At 41.5% G+C, this 19,805-nt stretch carries 13 protein-coding genes and 6 tRNA genes; 12 read left to right on the top strand and 7 right to left on the bottom strand.

What is annotated here, in order from left to right:
- Window positions 1-116 precede the first annotated feature (116 nt).
- Both MMO42_RS10085 and MMO42_RS10090 read left to right on the top strand, forming a co-directional pair.
- Complete coding sequence (locus MMO42_RS10085; protein WP_241320428.1) at window positions 117-5,207, top strand: Hpt domain-containing protein; 5,091 nt, start codon at window positions 117-119, stop codon at window positions 5,205-5,207.
- A 13-nt stretch (window positions 5,208-5,220) separates the two neighbouring features.
- Window positions 5,221-5,676: a hypothetical protein gene (locus tag MMO42_RS10090; protein ID WP_005296569.1), complete on the top strand. Its 456-nt coding sequence runs from the start codon at window positions 5,221-5,223 to the stop codon at window positions 5,674-5,676.
- Between the two features lie 48 nt (window positions 5,677-5,724).
- Here MMO42_RS10090 and dapE read toward each other — a convergent pair whose 3' ends face one another.
- From dapE to MMO42_RS10105, 3 genes are all read right to left on the bottom strand, one after another.
- The gene (gene dapE, locus MMO42_RS10095; RefSeq protein WP_241320429.1) at window positions 5,725-6,858 is read right to left on the bottom strand and encodes a succinyl-diaminopimelate desuccinylase; all 1,134 of its coding nucleotides are present in this window, start codon (window positions 6,856-6,858) and stop codon (window positions 5,725-5,727) included.
- A gap of 123 nt (window positions 6,859-6,981) precedes the next feature.
- Window positions 6,982-7,125, bottom strand: coding sequence for an entericidin A/B family lipoprotein (locus MMO42_RS10100; protein ID WP_016541456.1), 144 nt, complete (start codon window positions 7,123-7,125; stop codon window positions 6,982-6,984).
- Between the two features lie 121 nt (window positions 7,126-7,246).
- Window positions 7,247-8,104, bottom strand: coding sequence for a DUF1853 family protein (locus tag MMO42_RS10105; RefSeq protein WP_241320430.1), 858 nt, complete (start codon window positions 8,102-8,104; stop codon window positions 7,247-7,249).
- A 100-nt stretch (window positions 8,105-8,204) separates the two neighbouring features.
- Between MMO42_RS10105 and MMO42_RS10110 the strand changes: the two genes are divergently transcribed.
- The 9 genes from MMO42_RS10110 (at window position 8,205) to MMO42_RS10150 (ending at window position 10,785) form a co-directional block, all read left to right on the top strand.
- Window positions 8,205-8,570: a YbaN family protein gene (locus tag MMO42_RS10110; protein ID WP_005288785.1), complete on the top strand. Its 366-nt coding sequence runs from the start codon at window positions 8,205-8,207 to the stop codon at window positions 8,568-8,570.
- A gap of 213 nt (window positions 8,571-8,783) precedes the next feature.
- Window positions 8,784-9,293 carry a cell wall-recycling L,D-carboxypeptidase ElsL gene (gene elsL, locus MMO42_RS10115; RefSeq protein WP_241320431.1) on the top strand — a complete coding sequence of 170 codons (510 nt, stop codon included), beginning with the start codon at window positions 8,784-8,786 and terminating at the stop codon, window positions 9,291-9,293.
- Window positions 9,294-9,456: 163 nt separating this feature from the next.
- Window positions 9,457-9,532: transfer RNA gene (locus tag MMO42_RS10120), tRNA-Val, on the top strand.
- A 23-nt stretch (window positions 9,533-9,555) separates the two neighbouring features.
- Window positions 9,556-9,632 (top strand) — tRNA-Asp (locus MMO42_RS10125).
- A 43-nt stretch (window positions 9,633-9,675) separates the two neighbouring features.
- Window positions 9,676-9,752: transfer RNA gene (locus tag MMO42_RS10130), tRNA-Asp, on the top strand.
- 92 nt (window positions 9,753-9,844) lie between these two features.
- Window positions 9,845-9,920: transfer RNA gene (locus tag MMO42_RS10135), tRNA-Val, on the top strand.
- Window positions 9,921-9,960: 40 nt separating this feature from the next.
- A tRNA-Asp gene (locus tag MMO42_RS10140) sits at window positions 9,961-10,037 on the top strand.
- Window positions 10,038-10,138: 101 nt separating this feature from the next.
- Window positions 10,139-10,214: transfer RNA gene (locus tag MMO42_RS10145), tRNA-Val, on the top strand.
- Between the two features lie 88 nt (window positions 10,215-10,302).
- A complete protein-coding gene (locus tag MMO42_RS10150) occupies window positions 10,303-10,785 on the top strand; it encodes a DUF2750 domain-containing protein (protein ID WP_241320432.1) in 483 nt (160 codons plus the stop codon).
- A gap of 22 nt (window positions 10,786-10,807) precedes the next feature.
- Here MMO42_RS10150 and MMO42_RS10155 read toward each other — a convergent pair whose 3' ends face one another.
- Window positions 10,808-11,593, bottom strand: coding sequence for a YdcF family protein (locus tag MMO42_RS10155; protein ID WP_241320433.1), 786 nt, complete (start codon window positions 11,591-11,593; stop codon window positions 10,808-10,810).
- Between the two features lie 122 nt (window positions 11,594-11,715).
- Window positions 11,716-14,253: a sulfite reductase flavoprotein subunit alpha gene (locus tag MMO42_RS10160; protein ID WP_241320434.1), complete on the bottom strand. Its 2,538-nt coding sequence runs from the start codon at window positions 14,251-14,253 to the stop codon at window positions 11,716-11,718.
- 439 nt (window positions 14,254-14,692) lie between these two features.
- On the opposite strand from MMO42_RS10160, the gene MMO42_RS10165 reads away from it, so the two are divergent.
- A complete protein-coding gene (locus tag MMO42_RS10165) occupies window positions 14,693-16,888 on the top strand; it encodes a TonB-dependent siderophore receptor (RefSeq protein ID WP_241320435.1) in 2,196 nt (731 codons plus the stop codon).
- A 54-nt stretch (window positions 16,889-16,942) separates the two neighbouring features.
- Here MMO42_RS10165 and MMO42_RS10170 read toward each other — a convergent pair whose 3' ends face one another.
- Together MMO42_RS10170 and yccS are read right to left on the bottom strand one after the other, a co-directional pair.
- Window positions 16,943-17,524 (bottom strand): YcxB family protein, encoded by a 582-nt coding sequence (locus MMO42_RS10170; RefSeq protein ID WP_005150099.1) that lies wholly within the window; start codon window positions 17,522-17,524, stop codon window positions 16,943-16,945.
- Between the two features lie 79 nt (window positions 17,525-17,603).
- On the bottom strand, window positions 17,604-19,778 hold the full coding sequence (gene yccS / locus MMO42_RS10175) for a YccS family putative transporter (RefSeq protein ID WP_241320436.1): 2,175 nt from the start codon (window positions 19,776-19,778) through the stop codon (window positions 17,604-17,606).
- Window positions 19,779-19,805: the final 27 nt, after the last annotated feature.

Here is a 19,805-nt window from a genome sequence, read left to right on the forward strand (position 1 = left end):
TATTTTAGAGATGTTGGATATCTCAACAAGGTGATGGCGAAATGGAACTACATCTTGTGTGATAGATATACGTAATTTTTACCCACGATTGGTGGATAAAAACGAAAGAAGCAGCTATGAAACAAATATTAAAAACGTTAGTTGAAACGATGACGCTTCCTGAAGACAGTTATCTTGAACAAGATGCAGAGATTCTTGAAATTTTTATTGAAGAATTAGATGAGATCTTTGTTGAGTTAGAACCATTATTAGTTCAATGGACGGAACAACCACATCAGCAAGATGTGCTTACAGACATTCGTCGCCATTTTCATACGCTGAAAGGCTCTGGAAGAATGGTGGGGGCGAAGTCGTCTGGAGAGTTGGCGTGGACGGTTGAAGATACCTTAAATCGTGTCATTGCAGGTACGATTAGCTTAAATACTGATATCCAAAGCTATATACAAGCAGTTTTCAATCTTTACCGTTTTAAACTGATTCATGATTTTAAAGCAGTTCAAAGTCATCTGATCGATTTCAGACCACTGGTTTTATTGGGGCAACAATTACAACAACAGCACAGTCCTGAGCCAGCATTGGCCGAGTTATTTAAGCTTGCTACTGATCTGACACATGACGATGTACTGACAGGTCTTGAATTGGCAGATGCAGACGCCGTTGAAGAAACTGTACCTGATAGCCTTGCAGTTGAATCCCTCGCTGCTGAGACAACAGTTCATACAGATGATGAGGTTCTTGCGAAGGAAACTTTGGCCATCTTCTTGGAAGAAGCAGAAGAACATCTTGCTACGATTGATCAATTCTTGGTGAATGAACGTCCAAGCAATGATCACTATAATACACTGATTAGAGCATTGCATACCTTACGTGGTAGCTCTGCCATGGCACATGTTGATCATGTATTTGAGGCCAGCTCAAAAGTTGAGAATCTGTTTAAAACATTATTACAAGAAGAACTGGATTCAAGTTCAGATGAAACCGCATTACTCACGCATTATGCTCAATTCGTACGTGATTATTTACACACCTTGAAACAGCAAGGTACACAGCAGAAATTTGATGAAATCTATGCAACCTTCAACGTTGCGTGGGATAGTTACGACTTCCAATTAGAAGAAAAGAATGGAACGACTGTACGACCACAAGGCTTGGTTTCTGAGTTGCTCGAACTGAATATTAATGACCTCTTAGATGTCGAGTTTGATTTTGAAAAACGCGCACGTCAGGAATTTCCTCAATATATTCAGTTACTCAGCCAGCAAGCAGAGACCTTGTTGCAGCACACCCATCATCATGCAACCATTGGGATGTATCAATACACCAGTCAGTTGCGTTCTAGCTATCAAGATATTCTCTTTAAGCCAAGCCTACTCAATCTTGATTATGCATTTGAGCTTTATCATCAAGTACATCAACAGTTTATCCAACTGTTTGATACCTTGGCGGCAGGACAGCGTGTTACCTTAAGCAAAGCGCATGAACTTGTTTTAAATGAATTAAGTTCATTCACTCAACAAAATGTTGAGTCTTTGGAAACCCCTGTCATTGAAGAGACGTTGACGGTTGAAGATACGAGTACAGTTGAATTACAACAGGCAGCTACGCCTGTTATTGCGAGCACAGATCTAGCAGCCCAATTCGCTTTAGATAAGCAACAGTTACAGTCGGATGATGCGAATCGAGACTTTGATCCTGACTTATTGGATATCTTCCTTGAGGAAGCCGATGAATTACTGGGTGGGATTGATACTGATCTGAATACATGGACTGCGGACCATCAAAATATCAATGCCTTGAAAAATTTGATGCGCTATCTGCACACCTTAAAAGGTGGTTCGAATATGATTCAAGCGCGTCATATTGGTTTGATTGCGCATGAATTAGAAACCATTTATGAAAAATTGATCAACCAACAGATTCAGGCAACACCACAACTGATTTCTGTGATTCGCTCGGTTCAAGATGATATTGCTGATCGAATTCAAACCATTCGTGATCAAAAAATTGATTATCCTTCAACGCATACTTTAACTGTTCTAGCCGACTTAGCCCAAACAGCGCCAGCTGCTGATCTGGCTGAAACTGAATCGAAAAGCATAGACGTAGAAGATCAGTTTGAATCCATCCAAGACGATACTGTAGCAGCAGAAACGATTGTTTCTGCAGCACCTGTTCAACTTGAAGCATCAGCATCTACAACGATAGATGTCACTGCATTCGCTGCACAGTTGGCCTTGGATAAGCAACAGTTACAATCCAGTGATGCAAACCGAGACTTTGATCCAGACTTATTGGATATCTTCTTAGAAGAAGCTGATGAATTGATGGGTGGGATTGATGCTGATCTCAATACATGGACTAGTGATCATCAGAATATCAATGCTTTGAAGAACTTGATGCGTTATTTGCACACCCTCAAAGGTGGTTCAAATATGATTCAAGCGCGTCATATTGGTTTGATTGCACATGAGTTGGAAACGATTTATGAAAAGCTGATTAACCAGCAGATTCAGGCAACGCCACAACTGATTGCGATTATTCGATTAGTCCAAGACGATATTGCAGATCGTATCCAAACCATTCGTGATCAGCAAACCGATTATCCATCAACCCATGTGGTGCAGCTACTTCAACAGGCAGATCAAGCAGTTGTTTCAGCTACTGTCGAACCTGTGCTTGAGACTGTAGACATACTGGAAACAGCTGAGACTGAGACAGTCGAGACTCAAACGGAAGCACTTGAGTTCGTCGAAGCTGAAATTGAAGTACAGCCGATAGTGCTTGAAGAGCAAGTCAGCAGCGTTGAAGTTGACGAGGAAGTACTTGAAGATACTTCAGCAGCTCAAACCGTTGAGACAGAGACGGCATCGGCTGAAGACGATGTTCGCTCTCTAGTTGAGCAAACCTTCCTGGAAGAAGCGGAAGAGTTAATAGAGCAGGCCCAAGGCCTATTAAAACAATGGTTTGATCAACGTGGTAACCGTAGTTTACTGTTGCAGTTACAGCGTAACGCTCACAGTCTTAAAGGTGGGGCGCGTATGGCAGAAATGGATGCGATTGCCATTATTGCCTACCACCTAGAAAATGCTTTCGAGCAATTTGGTGTACATCATTTCAACTCGAATGTGTATGACAATCTGCTTAACACTGCATTTGCTTGGCTTGAAGATGCAATATCTAAACGCCAATATGCGAACTTTGATGGTTTAAAACAAAGTTTAGAGAAGATGGAGTTTGTGGACGTTTCTGCACAACTACCACAGAAGCTTTCTGCGAAAGATATCTTTACCCCTGACTATACAATGGAGTTTGTTCAGGGCGATGGTACTGAGCCACCGTCAATGTTAGGCGAGTGGGAAACCACAGAACGCATTGAACAGAATAATGAAATGATCCGTGTCTCTGCTGACGTCATCGAGAAGATGATTGATCTGTCAGGGGAAAATGCGATCAACCGTTCACGTATCGAGATGGACTTAGGTCAGTTGGGCGGTACGTTGACGGAAATGGAGCTGGCGATCAAGCGTTTGGCCGATCAGTTACGCCGAATGGAAGGTGAGCTGGAAAGTCAGATTATTGCGCGTCATGGCGGTGAGAACTCGCGTTATGCAGACTTTGACCCGTTGGAAATGGACCAATATTCTTCATTAAACCAATTGTCTAAATCATTGGCAGAATCTGCATCGGACTTGGTTGACTTTAAAACCACGCTGTCTGAAAAGATTCGTGATACCGAAGGTTTGTTATTACAGCAGTCTCGTATCCAAGCCGAAATTCAAGAAAGTTTAATGCGGACACGTCTGGTTCCATTCTCACGGCTATTGCCGCGTTTACAGCGGATCGTGCGTCAAACCGCTTCAACCTTAAATCGTCCTACAGAGCTGGTGGTCAATAATACCGAAGGTGAATTAGACCGCAGTATTCTTGAGCGTTTGGTTGCTCCGTTTGAACATATGTTACGTAACGCGATTGACCACGGGATTGAAGATCGTGAGCAACGTTTGCAGGCACAAAAGCCAGAAACTGGACATATCGTACTGAACATTGGTCGTCAGGGTACCGATGTGGTGGTGACCTTCAGTGATGATGGTAAAGGGATTGATGTTAACCGCATTAAAGAAAAAGCCTTACAAACGGGGTTGATGACCAAAGATCAGAAGTTGGATCAGGAAGAAATTCTACAATTTATCTTCCATCCTGGCTTTAGTACAGCAGCTCAAGTGACGCAGATTTCTGGACGTGGTGTCGGTCTGGATGTGGTGCAAAGTGATATTAAAACCTTGGGCGGTCATGTCAGTGTCGACTCAACTTTAGGCAAAGGCACGACCTTTACCATTCGCGTTCCAACCACCGTGGCGGTAAGCGATGCCTTGATGGTAAAAGCAGGCGATCAACAATTTGCTTTCCCATTGGCACAGATCGATCGTATTGTTCGTATTTCGCCAATGGCATTAGAGCAGTACTTCGATAGCCAAGAAGACTACTTCAGTATCGACCAAGAACGCTATCGTTTACGTTATTTGTCGGAGTTCGTTGCAGGGCAACCAATTCCACGTTTGAGTGGTGTAGTTCATTCACTACCTGTACTGTTGATTAAAGGTGCTCAAGGTCAAACCACAGCCTTGCTGGTCGACCAACTGATTGGTTCACGAGGACAAATTGTTGTAAAACCTGTGGGGCAACAGTTCTCAAGTATTGGGGTGATTGCGGGTGCAACGATTCTCGGTGATGGTCAAGTCTGTTTGATTCTGGATGGTCAAAACATTGCTCGACAAGCACAGTCGACTGCCCGCAGTAAACAAGCAGATGAGACTTATACCAAGCAGCGTTATGATGAACGTCGCCTGATTATGATTGTCGATGACTCGGTAACGGTACGTAAGGTGACATCACGCTTGCTAGAACGTCAAGGTTACGATGTTGTCACTGCGAAAGATGGTGTTGATGCAATCGAACAACTTGAGACGATTAAGCCAGATCTGATGTTGCTGGATATCGAGATGCCGCGTATGGATGGTTTTGAAGTATCGAATCTGGTACGACACCATGAAATACACCGAGATCTACCAATCATTATGATTACATCACGTACCGGTGAGAAGCATCGTGAACGTGCATTATCGCTCGGTGTAAACCAATATATGGGTAAACCATTCCAAGAAGAGGCACTTCTGGAAAATATTGAAAGCTTACTGACTGTGCGCTAAGAGGTGAAAAATAATGGCTAAGAAAAGCGCAAATTCGACACTGGGGCAGATTGACCAGCAAGAGTTACAACATTTAATTACGGTTTCAACGGGATTTATTGATGCATATATTATTCAATGCCATCAAAAAGTGCCGATGCTGTTACCACAAAATATTGTGCTATCAGCAATGGATACGCAAACCAATGTAGATCATATCGAATGGCATGATCTAAAACTTCCTGTCTATGCGGTGAATGATCCGAAGCAGAAACAGGGGGTTGCATTGGTGATTGAAGGGGACGATGTTTCTGAGCGATTTGCCCTTGTCTGTAATGAAATGCCTGAATCGATTCGTGTGCGTATTTCGGAGATTGTAGATGAAGAGCGCGAAACCGATGATGACAAAGTCTTTAAATATGTAAAAATGGGTGAACATGAATTCTATGTTCCCCATCTACAAAATATACAGACCCAGCTTGGGTTGTAATAAAAAAGGAACTCATTTGAGTTCCTTTTTCGTTGATATCTTTTATTTTTAAGCAAGCAGCTCGATTAGAATCTGTTCATAGATTTCAGCCAATGGTTCAAGCTCTGCCACATTGACATGCTCATTGATCTGGTGGATGGTCGCATTCAACACACCTAATTCAAGTACTTGTGCGCCTGTGGGTGCAATAAAGCGGCCATCTGACGTTCCACCGCTGGTTGAAAGTACCGTATCAATACCCGTGACATTTTTAATTGCAGTTTTTGCCGCATTCACCAATTCACCGACAGGCGTCAGGAATGGTAAACCCGATAAAGTCCACTGAATATCATAATTCAGTTGATGTTTATCTAAGGTCTCAAGTACACGTTGTTTTAAAATGTCAGCAGTGACTTCGGTTGAATAACGGAAATTGAAAGTGACTTTTAAGGTACCAGGAATAACGTTGGTTGCGCCAGTGCCTGCTTGAATATTGGAAATTTGAAACGAAGTTGCAGGGAAATATTCATTGCCATTGTCCCAAGTCGTTTCGCACAATTCATTGATGGCTTTTGATGCAGAGTGAATTGGGTTTTCAGCAAGATGTGGATAGGCAACATGACCTTGCTTACCATGAACCGTAAGTACGGCATTGAGAGAGCCACGACGACCGTTTTTGACGATATCACCCAATTGATTTGTGCTCGATGGTTCACCCACCAAACACCAAGTCATCTTTTCATTACGCGCTTCTAATGTTTCAACGACTTTAACGGTACCGTTAATCGATGGGCCTTCTTCATCGGAGGTGATCAGATAGGCGATCGAGCCTTTATGATTCGGATGCTTTGCGACAAAGCGTTCAGACGCAACAATCATTGCAGCCAAAGCCGTTTTCATGTCCGCAGAACCGCGACCATATAACTTACCATCGCGAATGCTCGGCAGGAATGGATCTGAATTCCATGCATCTAAATGTCCAGTGGGTACCACATCGGTATGTCCTGCAAAGCAGAATACCGGATTTTCAGTACCGCGACGCGCCCATAAATTATCAACATCTTCAAAACGCATGTGTTCGATATTAAAGCCAATCTTTGCCAAGCGTTCAGCCATGATGTTCTGGCAATCATGGTCTACAGGAGTAACAGAAGGTTGACGTAGGAGTTGTAAACTAAGTTCAAGCGTATCGGAATGGTTCATGCGGGATGTAGCTAAATCTGGTGAAATGTGAACCGATATAATAGGGGAATATGCAGCAGAAAGGTATGGAAAAATAAACCTTATCTAGGTTTAGATAAGGTTTTGGTAAGTTGCTTTCAGGGATTACATTTTATCTTGTGTTTTCTCCGCAGTTTGTGTGACTTTATCACCTGCCTTAGACACATCTTTACCAATACCTTTGAATGTATTACAGCCAGTTAAAACAAAAGCAGTCATGATTGAAGCAACTAAAATTTTTTTCATCATCGTCTCCATTTCAATTTAATTATGATGTACTTAAGAGGCTAAAAAAGTTAACAGAAAATGACTATGTGGGTTTGATGGTAGATATGTTATAAAATGTTAATTTTTAGAATAATAATTCATTTTATTTCATAAATAAAAGTGAAGGTTGGCGGAACATATAAAAAGCACAGGTGGGAGTCTTTTGATAATAAAGCCCATTGGTCCACCAGACTGCGGTTTGTGATGAGGGCGCTAAATCAGGACAGAGCCATTCATGTCGTTGTAAGCGATAATAAGGCGTTTGTGGGATGGATGTACCCCATTGGCCTAAACGTCGTGATGCATTGATCCAAGACGGTAAAGTTAAGCTGTTTTGTGGTTCAGGTAGATAGAGTTGGCCTTTCATCACGGCAAACTTTCTTTGAATTTGATGGTGACTAGCTTCTGAAAATTGAAATTGACGTTCGGTAAAATGTTTTAACTTTCGATGCAAGGTATCTTCTCTGTTTAGTCCGTACCATTCCGCTAAATCTAATTTATTTTCACCTAGGTAATATTTTAAAGCCACTTCCCAGTGTTCAACTTCATCTGTCTGTGTATTCAGTACAACAAAATCAAGCTCACCTAAGGTCACGGCACCTGCGATTTTTTGGATACTATGCCCTAACAGCTGATAAGGATGGTAAGCATCATCTTGTAGCCAAAACCACAATAAATTTTCAAAGCGCAAACCGAGGCGCGTACTTTTTAATTGTGCAAGAAAATCCATCAGAGGCTGAGGCTGTTGATCGAGCTGCTTCAATCTTTGTTCATAGTTCTGGTAGTGACTGTGCCAAATCGAATCGTGATGCAGCTCAAAATGATGTTTTACTTTCAGGTCATTGGGAATTTGAGCCAAAATATTAGGACTAGCAATACAAAACGCTAAATGCCGTACGATAGGATGCTTAAACTGTAACCACGGTTCAAAATAACTGGAAGTGGCAATCAGGTTAGACATGAATTAACTCAATCATTGAAATAATAAGTGAAGTTTAAGAAAGAACGATAAAAACACTTTATACTAGCACGGTTGTAAATCGGTGTTGGTTAATTGCTCAATGAAAACATTATTCTGGCGTAGTTTAGTCGTGATTTTTATTACGTTAGGAATTATTGGGGCAATTCTGCCGGGGATGCCGACCACTGTATTTCTGATTTTGGCAGCATGGGCGGCGTCGAAAGGCTGGCCTGAAATGGATGCATGGTTATTGAATCATCCTAAATATGGTCCGACCTTACGCAATTGGCGTGAACATGGCACGGTTCCTCGTAAAGCAAAATGGATCGCCAGTATCATGATGTTGCTCAGTGGTATTTTGATGCTATTTACCAATGCGCCATTTTGGGTAAAAGTCTTTACTGATGTGACTATGTTTATTGTGGCAGTGTGGCTGTGGTTAAGACCCGAGCCTGAACGAGGATAAACAAACTTTAAGTATCGCTTTAAGGATTTGTCCTGAGAATCGATTAAAGCGCTACTTATCGCAGATCCAAAAGATCAGAACAAGATCAAATCATGTTGCATTGTTTTGTTTCTATATTTAGAACCAACGAGTAATTAAAACTACCTAAAAATACAAGAAAAAGATTGCAGTCTATGTTGAAATAAAACTGTTCTATCATCTATCGAGATAAAAATGAGCTATACCCTAGATCAGGCAGATATCGTCATTGATTTAGCAAAACAAACCTTACATTTGCCAAAACATAATAAATTCTATGTGATCTCTTCTGGTAAAAACGGTATTGGCGAACAGGAAAATAGTGGTAAAACCCCAAGGGGCTGGCATCAAGTTGCACAAAAAATTGGGGGAGATGCCCCTAAAAATGCCGTATTTATTGCACGTCAGCCTACAGGTGAAGTGTATAACCAACAATTGGCGCAGCAATTTCCACAACGTGATTGGATTTTATCTCGCATCTTATGGTTGGATGGTTTAGAGGACGGTTTTAATCATGGGGAAGGGTGCGATACCTTTAAGCGCTATATCTATATTCATGGTACGCCAGATACTGAACCGATGGGCATTCCGATGTCACATGGCTGTATTCGAATGAAGAATGATGAAGTTCTTGAATTGTTTGAACTCGTTTCTGAGCAAGCTGTGGTTTATATTTCTGAGCAAGGCTTAGAAAATAATGCATGAAAATGCAAATAAGTGCTTAAATAAAATACGGAAATGTTGGTTTTTTCAAAGAATTACTTATTTTTTAATCATTCACACGGTTTTTTCGGAAAAGAGTGGCAAAAGCGTTTGACAGGCTGTAAAGATTCTCTATAATGCACCTCACAAACGATGAAGACGTTAAGGGCGCTTAGCTCAGTTGGTAGAGCGTCTGCCTTACAAGCAGAATGTCGGCGGTTCGATCCCGTCAGCGCCCACCAAGCCTTTACGTTAAAACTCAAGTGCAGCGGTAGTTCAGTTGGTTAGAATATCGGCCTGTCACGCCGAGGGTCGCGGGTTCGAGCCCCGTCCGCTGCGCCACTTAAGTTTTAATAATTGTTTGTCATGATTGCAAAATTATCGTGCAGCGGTAGTTCAGTTGGTTAGAATATCGGCCTGTCACGCCGAGGGTCGCGGGTTCGAGCCCCGTCCGCTGCGCCACTTAAATTTGCAAGAATGAACACCTTGGAATACAAGATGATAATTTTATCTTGCGTCATAAAGATTGATAGTTAATCAGTTTTTATTCCTTAGGGCGCTTAGCTCAGTTGGTAGAGCGTCTGCCTTACAAGCAGAATGTCGGCGGTTCGATCCCGTCAGCGCCCACCATAATTTGTGACTTTTACTTCTCGTTATGAAGTAATCCAGTGCAGCGGTAGTTCAGTTGGTTAGAATATCGGCCTGTCACGCCGAGGGTCGCGGGTTCGAGCCCCGTCCGCTGCGCCATTCTCTTGATTCCCTGTTCAAGAGGGTGAAAATGTAAGACACTACGCACTCCGTTCGTCTTGCGTCATAAAAATTGATATTCAATCAATTTTTATTCCTCAGGGCGCTTAGCTCAGTTGGTAGAGCGTCTGCCTTACAAGCAGAATGTCGGCGGTTCGATCCCGTCAGCGCCCACCATATCTCTCTTCAAAGCTCATATCATTGTAATCAATACAAAGTTATTCTATGATTAGCGTCAATAATGATTCTAATATTGAAGTACTTTATGAGAAACCCTTATCAACGCAAGGCTGCGTCGAAATCTCAAACCACACCTTCTGGTTCTTCACTCAAAGACGCTTACCGTCAGTTTATTCAAAATATTATTATGCAACGCCACGTGATTGCGCTTTATCATGACGGGTGGGCTTTATGCTCAACGCCTTCTGGACAGCATGCATTATCCGTTTGGCAGAATAAAAGTTTGGCAAAATTACTGATTAAAGATAATTGGGCGCAATACGAAATCCAAGAAGTGCCATTACTGGCTTTCATTGAGAAGATGATTCCATTTTTAAAAGAAAACAATACGATTTTATCTTTAGATTTAACACCAGAGGGAAACAATCTGTTGGTTTCCCCTGATGCTTTATTATTGGATATTAAGAATTTTTTATATCAAGTTTATTTACAACGCCCAGATGTATTTGCTGAGTTAAAACTACCATTACCACGTGATATTCGTTTGCATAACTCAGCATCATCCTGAGATCGAGAGAATAATCTCTCAATCAATACTCATTTAACAGCCAACCACTGGCATAGGCAAAGTATTCTCTTAACCATGCGTTATAACGTGTCGCCAAAGGTGTGGTTGCACCCAGCAGGGTGATATTGCTATAACCTTGTTTCTTGGCAATTGCTGAAGCGCGTAAAGTATGGAAATCACTGGTCACGATTGCAATGGGTTGCTGGATGTTGATGTGTTGTGCCTGTAATAAAGTCTGACTATTTTTGAGATTTAGCTCAGTGCTGGTACTTTTGTCTTCTAAAATAATTTGTGATGCAGGTACATGGTAGTGCTGTTGTACATAGCGTGACATCACTGCAGCTTCGCTCGTAGTTTCACCAAAATCGATACCACCAGTCATGACTAATTTGGCTTGAGGTTGAGCTAAAGCAACCGGTGCGGCACGGTCTAGGCGTTTCGCCAATGTGGCAGAAGGTTGTCCGTTTTCAACACCACTGCCCAATACAATGATGGCTTTAACAGGAGGGACAGGTTGAGTCTGCTCATTATTATCTGATAGATAATTAAAAAAATAGCCTAAGCTGACGACCCAGATCCAAAAGCAAAGCCAACCAAAACGCCAAATGGAATGCAAACGGAAATGATAGAAGAAGAAACGTTCAATGTGATAATAGAAATAAGCATACAGGCAGAAAAATAACCCAAGCAGCAGCGGGAGTACGGTTCCGATATGAATCTTTTTAAAGGCGATCAGAATTGCGCCATCGATGAAAAGAATTGAACCGATAAGGGCTAAAGCAATACGAACCCATGAACTTATTTGCATAATCTTAATTGTGTCGATTTGAACCGTGCTAAGTGTATGCAAAATTCTAAGAAAGGCAAATTCTCTTATCGTCTTATGAAAAAAACGAGTGGCTGGCACTCGTTTTTTTAGATTGAAAAGAATTAATACACGTCTCGACGATAACGTCCAGCTTGTCTTAATGCATCAAGTTTTTCTTCACTCAAGATATCAATCAATGCTTGATCTACACCTGAAGCCATACCTTCAATGCTACCGCAGACGTAAATGACGGCGCCTTGATCAACCCATTTAATCAGTTCATCAGCATTATTGCGTAATACATCCTGAACATAGATTCGTTGTTCTTGATCACGAGAGAAAGCCAGATCTAGACGCTGTAGTGTTCCCATGTTTAACCAGGTTTGAATGTTTTCTTGGTAGAAGAAATCATGTTCGCGTTGGCGCTCACCAAAGATCAGCCAGTTGGCCGTGTAATTTTGTCGATTACGCTGTTGTAACAGGCTCATCAAACCAGCAATACCTGTACCATTACCAATACAGATAATCGGGCGGTTATCGTCAATTAAATGGAAGGATTCATTGGTCCGAATACGTAAAGCAACCGTTTGCTTAAGCTCTGCAAATTCGGTTAACCAACCAGAACCAAGGCCGAGTTGATCATTTTCATCGCGTTTTTGTCGGATCACCAATCGCAGTATTTGTTGCGATGGGATACTGGCAATCGAATATTCACGTGTTGGTAGTGTCGGCAGCTGTTCCAGTAAATTTTCGAGTGAACTAAATGGCTTGATTTCAACACGTAGATTTCTATCCCAAAGCACTTGTTCAATATTTTGGTTCAATGATTGAACGATACTGTGTGCTGGGGTTTGGTACTTGATCAAGAAGTCTTGAATTTCAGCTAGGTTATTGGCTGGTTGAATCTCAGCAATATCACCTGCATGCCATGTCATATCAGAAGCTGTAGTGAGTTCGATGTTATATGCTGCTTGTCCTAAACTGTCTGGATTGAGCAGGGAACGTTCGCTTAAGGTCCATTGATCAAATACTTTCTCAATATTCATCGCATGTAACTCATGCTGAGTCACCGCAGATAAGCCTTGATTCCAACGTTGAATATCGTTGGCATTGGCATTATCGACTTCGATCACATCGAACAATGGTTGTGCTTTGCATTGTTTTAGCCATGCATCTACGGCATAACCAAAGCTGCAATAACTATCTGGATATTCTTTTGATCCCATTGCCAAGACTGCATATTGCATTTGACTGAGATCAAGGTTTTGCTGCATCAGTTTCTTGCTGAAACTTGCGGCGAGATCGGGTGCCTCACCTGTACCATAAGTACTTACAACAAATAAAACTTGCTCCGCCTGCAATAGGTCTTGCTCGGTGAGCTGTTGAATGGGTTTAACCGTGGTTGGCTGTTGTGCTTCCTGTAAACTTGTTGCAGTACGCCAAGCCAGTTGTTCAGCTACACCTGTTTGTGTTGCATAAGTGATCAGCCACGGTGTTGCATTCGGGTCAATGTGCTGAGCGCTTAAAGACTGACGTGCAGCTTGGGTGAGCTTCTTCTGCTTGCGACGTTTAAGATATAGCATCCAACCCGTCACGAAGAATAAAGGCATGGCCAATGAAGCCAGCATGGCAATAAATTGATAGGTTGATCCAAAGAAGCTACCACGATGCACAGGCAGCATGCTGCTCATGATTTTTTCATTGAGCTTCTTGTCTTCATACAGTTCAAATTTTTCAAAGCGATTATTCTGATAATTATAAACTGCTTGGTTACGTGCACGTTCATGTTGAGGAATGACATCGACAAAGGACAATTCAACCTTGGCATCATCGTGTTTAGGAATATTCAAAGTAAGACTAGAATATTCACGCCCAATTTGAGCATTTACACCTGTCCATGTTTGGGTGAGGATGGTATTGACCTGCGTTTTTGCCAATTCAGGTTGTTTATCTTTACCACGTTCATTATTTTGTTGATTGCGTTGTGGTTGTTCAACCCCCATGACTTTGAACATACCTGCGCGCCACCAGTCATAAGACCAATATAAGCCAGTGCAGGCAAATAACAGATAGAACACGATGACCCATGTGCCAACAACGGCATGTAGATCCCAAATGAAATTGCGACCTTTAAGTTTTGGCTTAATAAAGAACCATTGTTTGATAGTATGTTTCTTTGGAAAGCGTAGATAGATACCGCTCAATACAAAGAAAATCAGCATCAGAGTAGATGCACCTGTAATCTGCGCCCCAAACTCACCAGCGGTTAAATTACGGTGTAAACGCTGAATAAATTGCAGCGTATCACGGCCTTTAACTTCAGGTAATACTGCTGCTGTATACGGGTTTACCATCATATTATAGCCACGACGCGTACCTTCTTTTTTAATATTGACGGTAGACGATTCGGTCGGATCAGCAGCGATGGTAATACTATTAATTTCAATCTCTGGTTGTTGCTGATTGAAATGCTGATACAGCTGGGCCGGAGTGAGTTTTGGTGTTTGAGCAGCCTCAACCACATAACTGTCTTGGTTGATCCATTTTAGAATTTGTGGCTCGTAAGAGTAAATTGCACCCGTCACACCCATTAAAGAAAGAATGAGCCCTGCGGTAATCCCTAAAAACCAATGGATTTGGAAGAAAACTTTTTTAAACATGGTCAAAAAATGGAAAGATAATGAAATTCATGTAAAAAATTATAACCTAAGAATAAGAATACAATATAGATTTTGCAGGTAATATTGATTTTGATTCTTATTTACCTTTTTGGGACAAAATAATCGAATCAAAAAGCAAAAAGTTTAATAAGAATAATAGTTTAAATTTTTCCTCTAAGACACTGCGAGAAAATTTGTTTTGAGTTTTAACTCTCTAAAACGATAATAATTATTATTTTCATGATTGAGAGGCAATTAAAAGTCATTTTATCTCTCACAAAAACAACTTTTTCAGCTCAATATTTGCAATGCATGTATGAACAAATAACAAACTTTACTGTGAATATCGATATTGCATAACAGAGCTAAGACAGTCTTTGAATACGACAACCCCGCAGCAGGATAGAAGGAATATTATTCTGACCGCGTAGGAGCGAATATGCAGGTCCAACAGGGAAAAACAGTACTCACGATAGCAATACAGATCGCATTATTGAGTATGGTACATGGTGTGGTGGTTAATGCTTATGCTGCCAATGAGGGGCAATTAAATCCTAAGACCTTGACTGGTGAAGCGGAATTAGTGACAGAGAGGAATCCATCACGACTTCCTGTGATTAAAGTTGCTGCTGAACCTCAGGAGGTTGGATTAAAAAAGCAAACGGAAACAGGTGCTTTGGGTAGTCGTTCCATCTTAGATACTCCTTTTTCTATGGCAGTGGTGGAAAGCGAGGATATTCGTAAACGTGGAGCCAAATCTATCGCACAAATTTTTGTCAATGATGCCTCTGTTTATTCACCAACCAGTTCAGCAACAACTGATTGGTGGGGAGCGCATATTCGTGGTTTAGGTGTTCGCAATTTTTATGCGGATGGACTGCCAATGGATCTATATTGGGGTGGGGATTTTCCAGTGGAAGCAGCAGAAACGGTAACTGCTTTAAAAGGATTAAAGGGTTTTATGTATGGTTTTGGCTCACCAGGTGGGGCCATTAGCTACAGCTTAAAACGCCCGAAAGATGTTCCTGAAACCGTGGTGGATGTGGGTTACCGAAATAGCAGCTTATTTTCTGCGTTATTAGACAGTAGTGATCGAACCGATATGGGAGATATTGGTTATCGCGTGGTGATTGGAGGTGAAAAGGGCGAAGCCTATAATGTTGCTGAAGCAAATCGTTTCGTGGGTTCTTTGGCGTTGGATAAAAAATTCAATGATCAGTTCAGTTGGAATGCAAATTTTACTTATGAGAAGAATAAGCTCGAACATGAACCTCTTCAATTTTATTTAGGGCGTTATGATGTGACAGGGAGTGCTAGAAAATTACCTAAAGTCACCTATAACTATGAAAATATAAATGTTGATAATGCCTATTATGATACTTCCACTTTTGCGGCATCGACTGGCCTAAGTTGGAAGTTGAATGAGAGCTGGGAAAGTAAATATCAGTTTGGTTATACACGCAAAGAGCATGAATCAAGAAAAGCCTTTGCAAATTTACAAAACAGAAATGGGGATTATTCGGGCAGGTTATATGATTTTGCTGGCGTGTTGGAAAGCTATGTTAATCAGGTGATGTTAAATGGCAAATTTAACACTGGACTGATTGGGCATGATGTGGTGATGGGTGTCGGCTATCAACGAAGCCAAGATCGATATAGCAATGAAATGTATTATGGAAATGATTTTAATGGAAATATCTACCAAGACCAAAAGTTTATGATTAGCCGTCAACCAAATTTTAGTCTTGCACCTAAAAGTCGTGATGAAAGCCAAACTTACGGATTTGTAAGTGATACAGCTCATTTCAATGATCAGTGGCAGACAATTTTTGGTTTACGCTATACCTATTATGATCGCGAAGATGTAGATCGAGATCCAACTAAAAATTCAGGCTATAGCACCAAAACTACCACACCAACAGTTGCGATTTTATATAAACCTACTCCAACAGCAACTTTGTATAGCAGTTATGTCGAGGGACTGGAAGCAGGCTCTCGTGTGAGTGAAATGTATGCCAATGTTGGGGAGATATTGAAAGCCACGGTCAGTAAGCAATATGAAATGGGGTTTAAATATGACGCTGCGCCATTTAGCTTTAGCTCTGCCTTATTCAAAATTGAACGGGTTGAAGCAATTGATCGTATTCAAGATGGACAACGATATTTAAAACAGGATGGTCTAACTACGTATAATGGGATGGAGCTAAATGGGAGCTACAGTCCAATAGATGCATGGAAGCTTGGGATTAGCTTGATTGGTTTAGATGCGACGATTGACCAAGTATCAGAAGCAAATCAAGCGACTCAAGGAAACCGACCCGCCAATGCCTCTAAATGGCAAGGTGTGATTCATACTGAATATCAGTTAAAAGCCATTGAAGGACTCAGCGTGCATGGTAATGTTCGTTACAACGGGACTTCTTATGCATCTACAAGTAATGATCTTAAACTTCCCGCTTATCGCATCGTCAATGCAGGTCTGTCTTATAAATTTAAATTGAGCAATCGTGATGCGGTCCTGAATGCCAATATGAATAATGTATTGAATAAAAAATATTGGGCAGGTGGTGACTGGGGAGCAGCCAATGTTGGCGAAGCACGCAATGGTTCGCTGGGTTTGAGTTTTAATTGGTAGGCTAGAAACAACAAACCCAGCCTCTTGGCTGGGTTTGGGTATACTTTAAATCGATTAGATTGATTTAGGCGCACCAACCGTTTCATTCAAGTGTCTACGTACGGTATTGAACGAGAAATTCTTCGAGTCCATACGCTTTGGTAAAATATAGGCACCTTGTTGTTCTTCGCCTTTTGTTTTTACCTTGAAGTTCACTAAAATAAAGTCTGGCGAGCTATACCATTCGTAAATGTCTTTCCAGCCAATCGTTGCAGTGCCTTCTTGAAGCCCCATTTTTTGGCGCATCACGATACCATGAGGTTGCACCCCTAAACGAAGCCCTTTAATTTCTTGAACAGGGAATTCGGTCATCTTGCGTTTGACATACCATTCCAGACCAAATCGTTTGATGAGGTAGAAAAGTGCCACACCGATAATCACCACCCAACAAATCACAGTTGAGTAGGTGGAGTAATATTTAATAAGTCCTGCAGCAACTAAAGAAAGCACGACTAGTGCAATCATAATCATCCATGCTTTGCGGCTGAATTTGTTAGTACTACGCCAAATCATAAGTTGAGCTTGACGTTGTTCAGCTTCAGAAACTTCGTAAGGAACAGGTTGTAGCGTATAAGCGTATAGCGTTTTGGCGGTCATAGTGTAAAAAATGAGTTTAGAACTGGGTTAAGTTTATCACCTATTGGCATGCAAAGATATTATGCCAAAGGTGGATACGTTACAGAGATGCAAACTCAGTGCCATCTTCATTAGGTTCATGGCTTAAACTTTGTTTCAGCATACTTAAACGGGTTAAGACACTCAGCATCAATGAAAGCTGCTGCAAAATAATTAATGCTTTGGGATCATGATCTTCATCTGTGTTTAAACGCTCACGGATGGTTTGCATCATATTTTGTGCTGATAAATCAGGGACTTCATCTCGGAGCAGCGCACCTTGAATATCATCTAAAGCCTGATCCAGTAAGGTCAATACTTGTTGATCTTGAATTTGCTCACGATGCGCACCTAAGGCAGCAATATAACTTAAAAAAGTATGACTCAGACATAAAAACTCAAATGCCAAGCTTTTTTGATTCACATCAATATTTGGTTCAGTGGCAATCGTCGAAATGAGTGACGCCACTTCTGCATCGGTATTATGTGCAGCACGTCGAACCACCCGATAATTCAAGGCATTGTTCCGCCCCTGATGATACTGTGCAACCACTTCTGCTAGATATTTACACTGTGCCTGTAACGAGCGTTGAATCGAACGAGGCAGTCTGCGGAATTTCCAGTCTGGCCAGATAAAACTAACACCAAACCAAGCTAAGGCACAGCCAATCACAGTATCGATTAGGCGCGGCAAACCCGCTGCAAAAGCTGAGCCGTCTAGATTAAAGTTGATTAACGCCAGAATGGTAATAAATGCAGTGGCTTGCGCATATTGCTTACTACGTAATTCTAAAAATAGAACACCGCTCAGCACCAACATGACCAATTGACCTTCTATTGAAGGAATAAAGTAGATAATCGCGAGACCAACAATAATCCCGACCAAAGTTCCGACGATACGAAGATATAAACGTCGTTTGGTAGCATTGAAGTTGGGTTGGCAGACAAACAGCGCGGTGAGTAAAATCCAGTAGCCGTACGCAATATTGGTGAGCTGAATAAACAGATAACCAATAAATAAGACAATCGACAAGCGGATTGCATGTCGGAATAACACGGACTCAGGGGTGAGGTGTTGTTTCACTCGAACAAGGATGTCATTCCAACCTTTCAGATCATCGTCCTTCAATTGACTTTCTGCATGTTGGGCATTGATCTGTTGTAGATTTCGCTCAGTTTCTAAGTTTTGTAATTGTGCATCAATGGATTTAAGGTTTTGATACAGTGCAAATAGGGCATTAATTCGCACCTGATCGTAAAGACCTTCTTGTTTGAGCTTTTCCAGCGATAAGCGTAGATTTTCAAAAGTATGTTTAAAGCGTTTGTTATGTACATACCGAGTACGGCTCAAAATGGATTGAGCCAGATCCTGACAAGCTTTACCTTGAATCGACAGGATACGCTGGAAGCGAAACAAGATGTCGCTGTGCTGAAATACTTTGGCCAGCTTTTGATAATCAATATGTGCGGAATCTGCACGTTCATGAATATCTTGTGCCACAAAATAATATTGAAGACTACGCCGCGTATCTTTTTGCCCACGGTCACCTTTTAAGCGGGTCAACAGGGACATGCGCATATCATTAAAGATCGCCACTAATTTGCCGTTCTCCAAGGCAATATCAATCATGCTTTGTTGATAGCTTGAGGGCGTCATATCCACATCAAATAAATTTGATTTGGCAAATAAGAAGCTGCCCAATGCCGTATATGAGGCAGATAACTGATCTTGTACTTTTCGCACTGGAAAAAGTAGAAAACTAATGGTAGAGAGCAGTCCGTACCACGCTGCCCCAAGCACTAACAGCGCGGGTTGTAGATACCATTGTTCAAATAAGTGCACTCCGAGCATGGTATAGACCGAGACCACCAAACACCCGTAAGCAATCGTCGCATAGCGCCGACCTAAAGAGCCGAGTAAGATCCAGCCAATACATGAGGCAATCAGTCCAATTGCAAAAGCAACAGGGTAGGGAAAGAGCAGTTGAACCGAAGCAGCGGTAATGAAGAATCCAATATAGGTATAGATCAGATTCATGATCCGTACAGAAAAACGGTCATCAATATCACTAATCGCTGCGGCAACCACACCCAAAGTTAGTGGAATAGTCGCCAATTGATAATTTAAAAGATAGGGAACAAAAGCTGTGCCCGTAAAGGCGATTAACATGCGCACGTTATACATTAACGTGGTGTTATAGGTTGCTTGTCTTAAACGTCCGAACCAAGGATTCAAAGTTTGTCCTTTTTATATTCTGCAATC

This window comes from Acinetobacter sp. ANC 3882, assembly GCF_022549545.1.
GTDB lineage: Bacteria > Pseudomonadota > Gammaproteobacteria > Pseudomonadales > Moraxellaceae > Acinetobacter.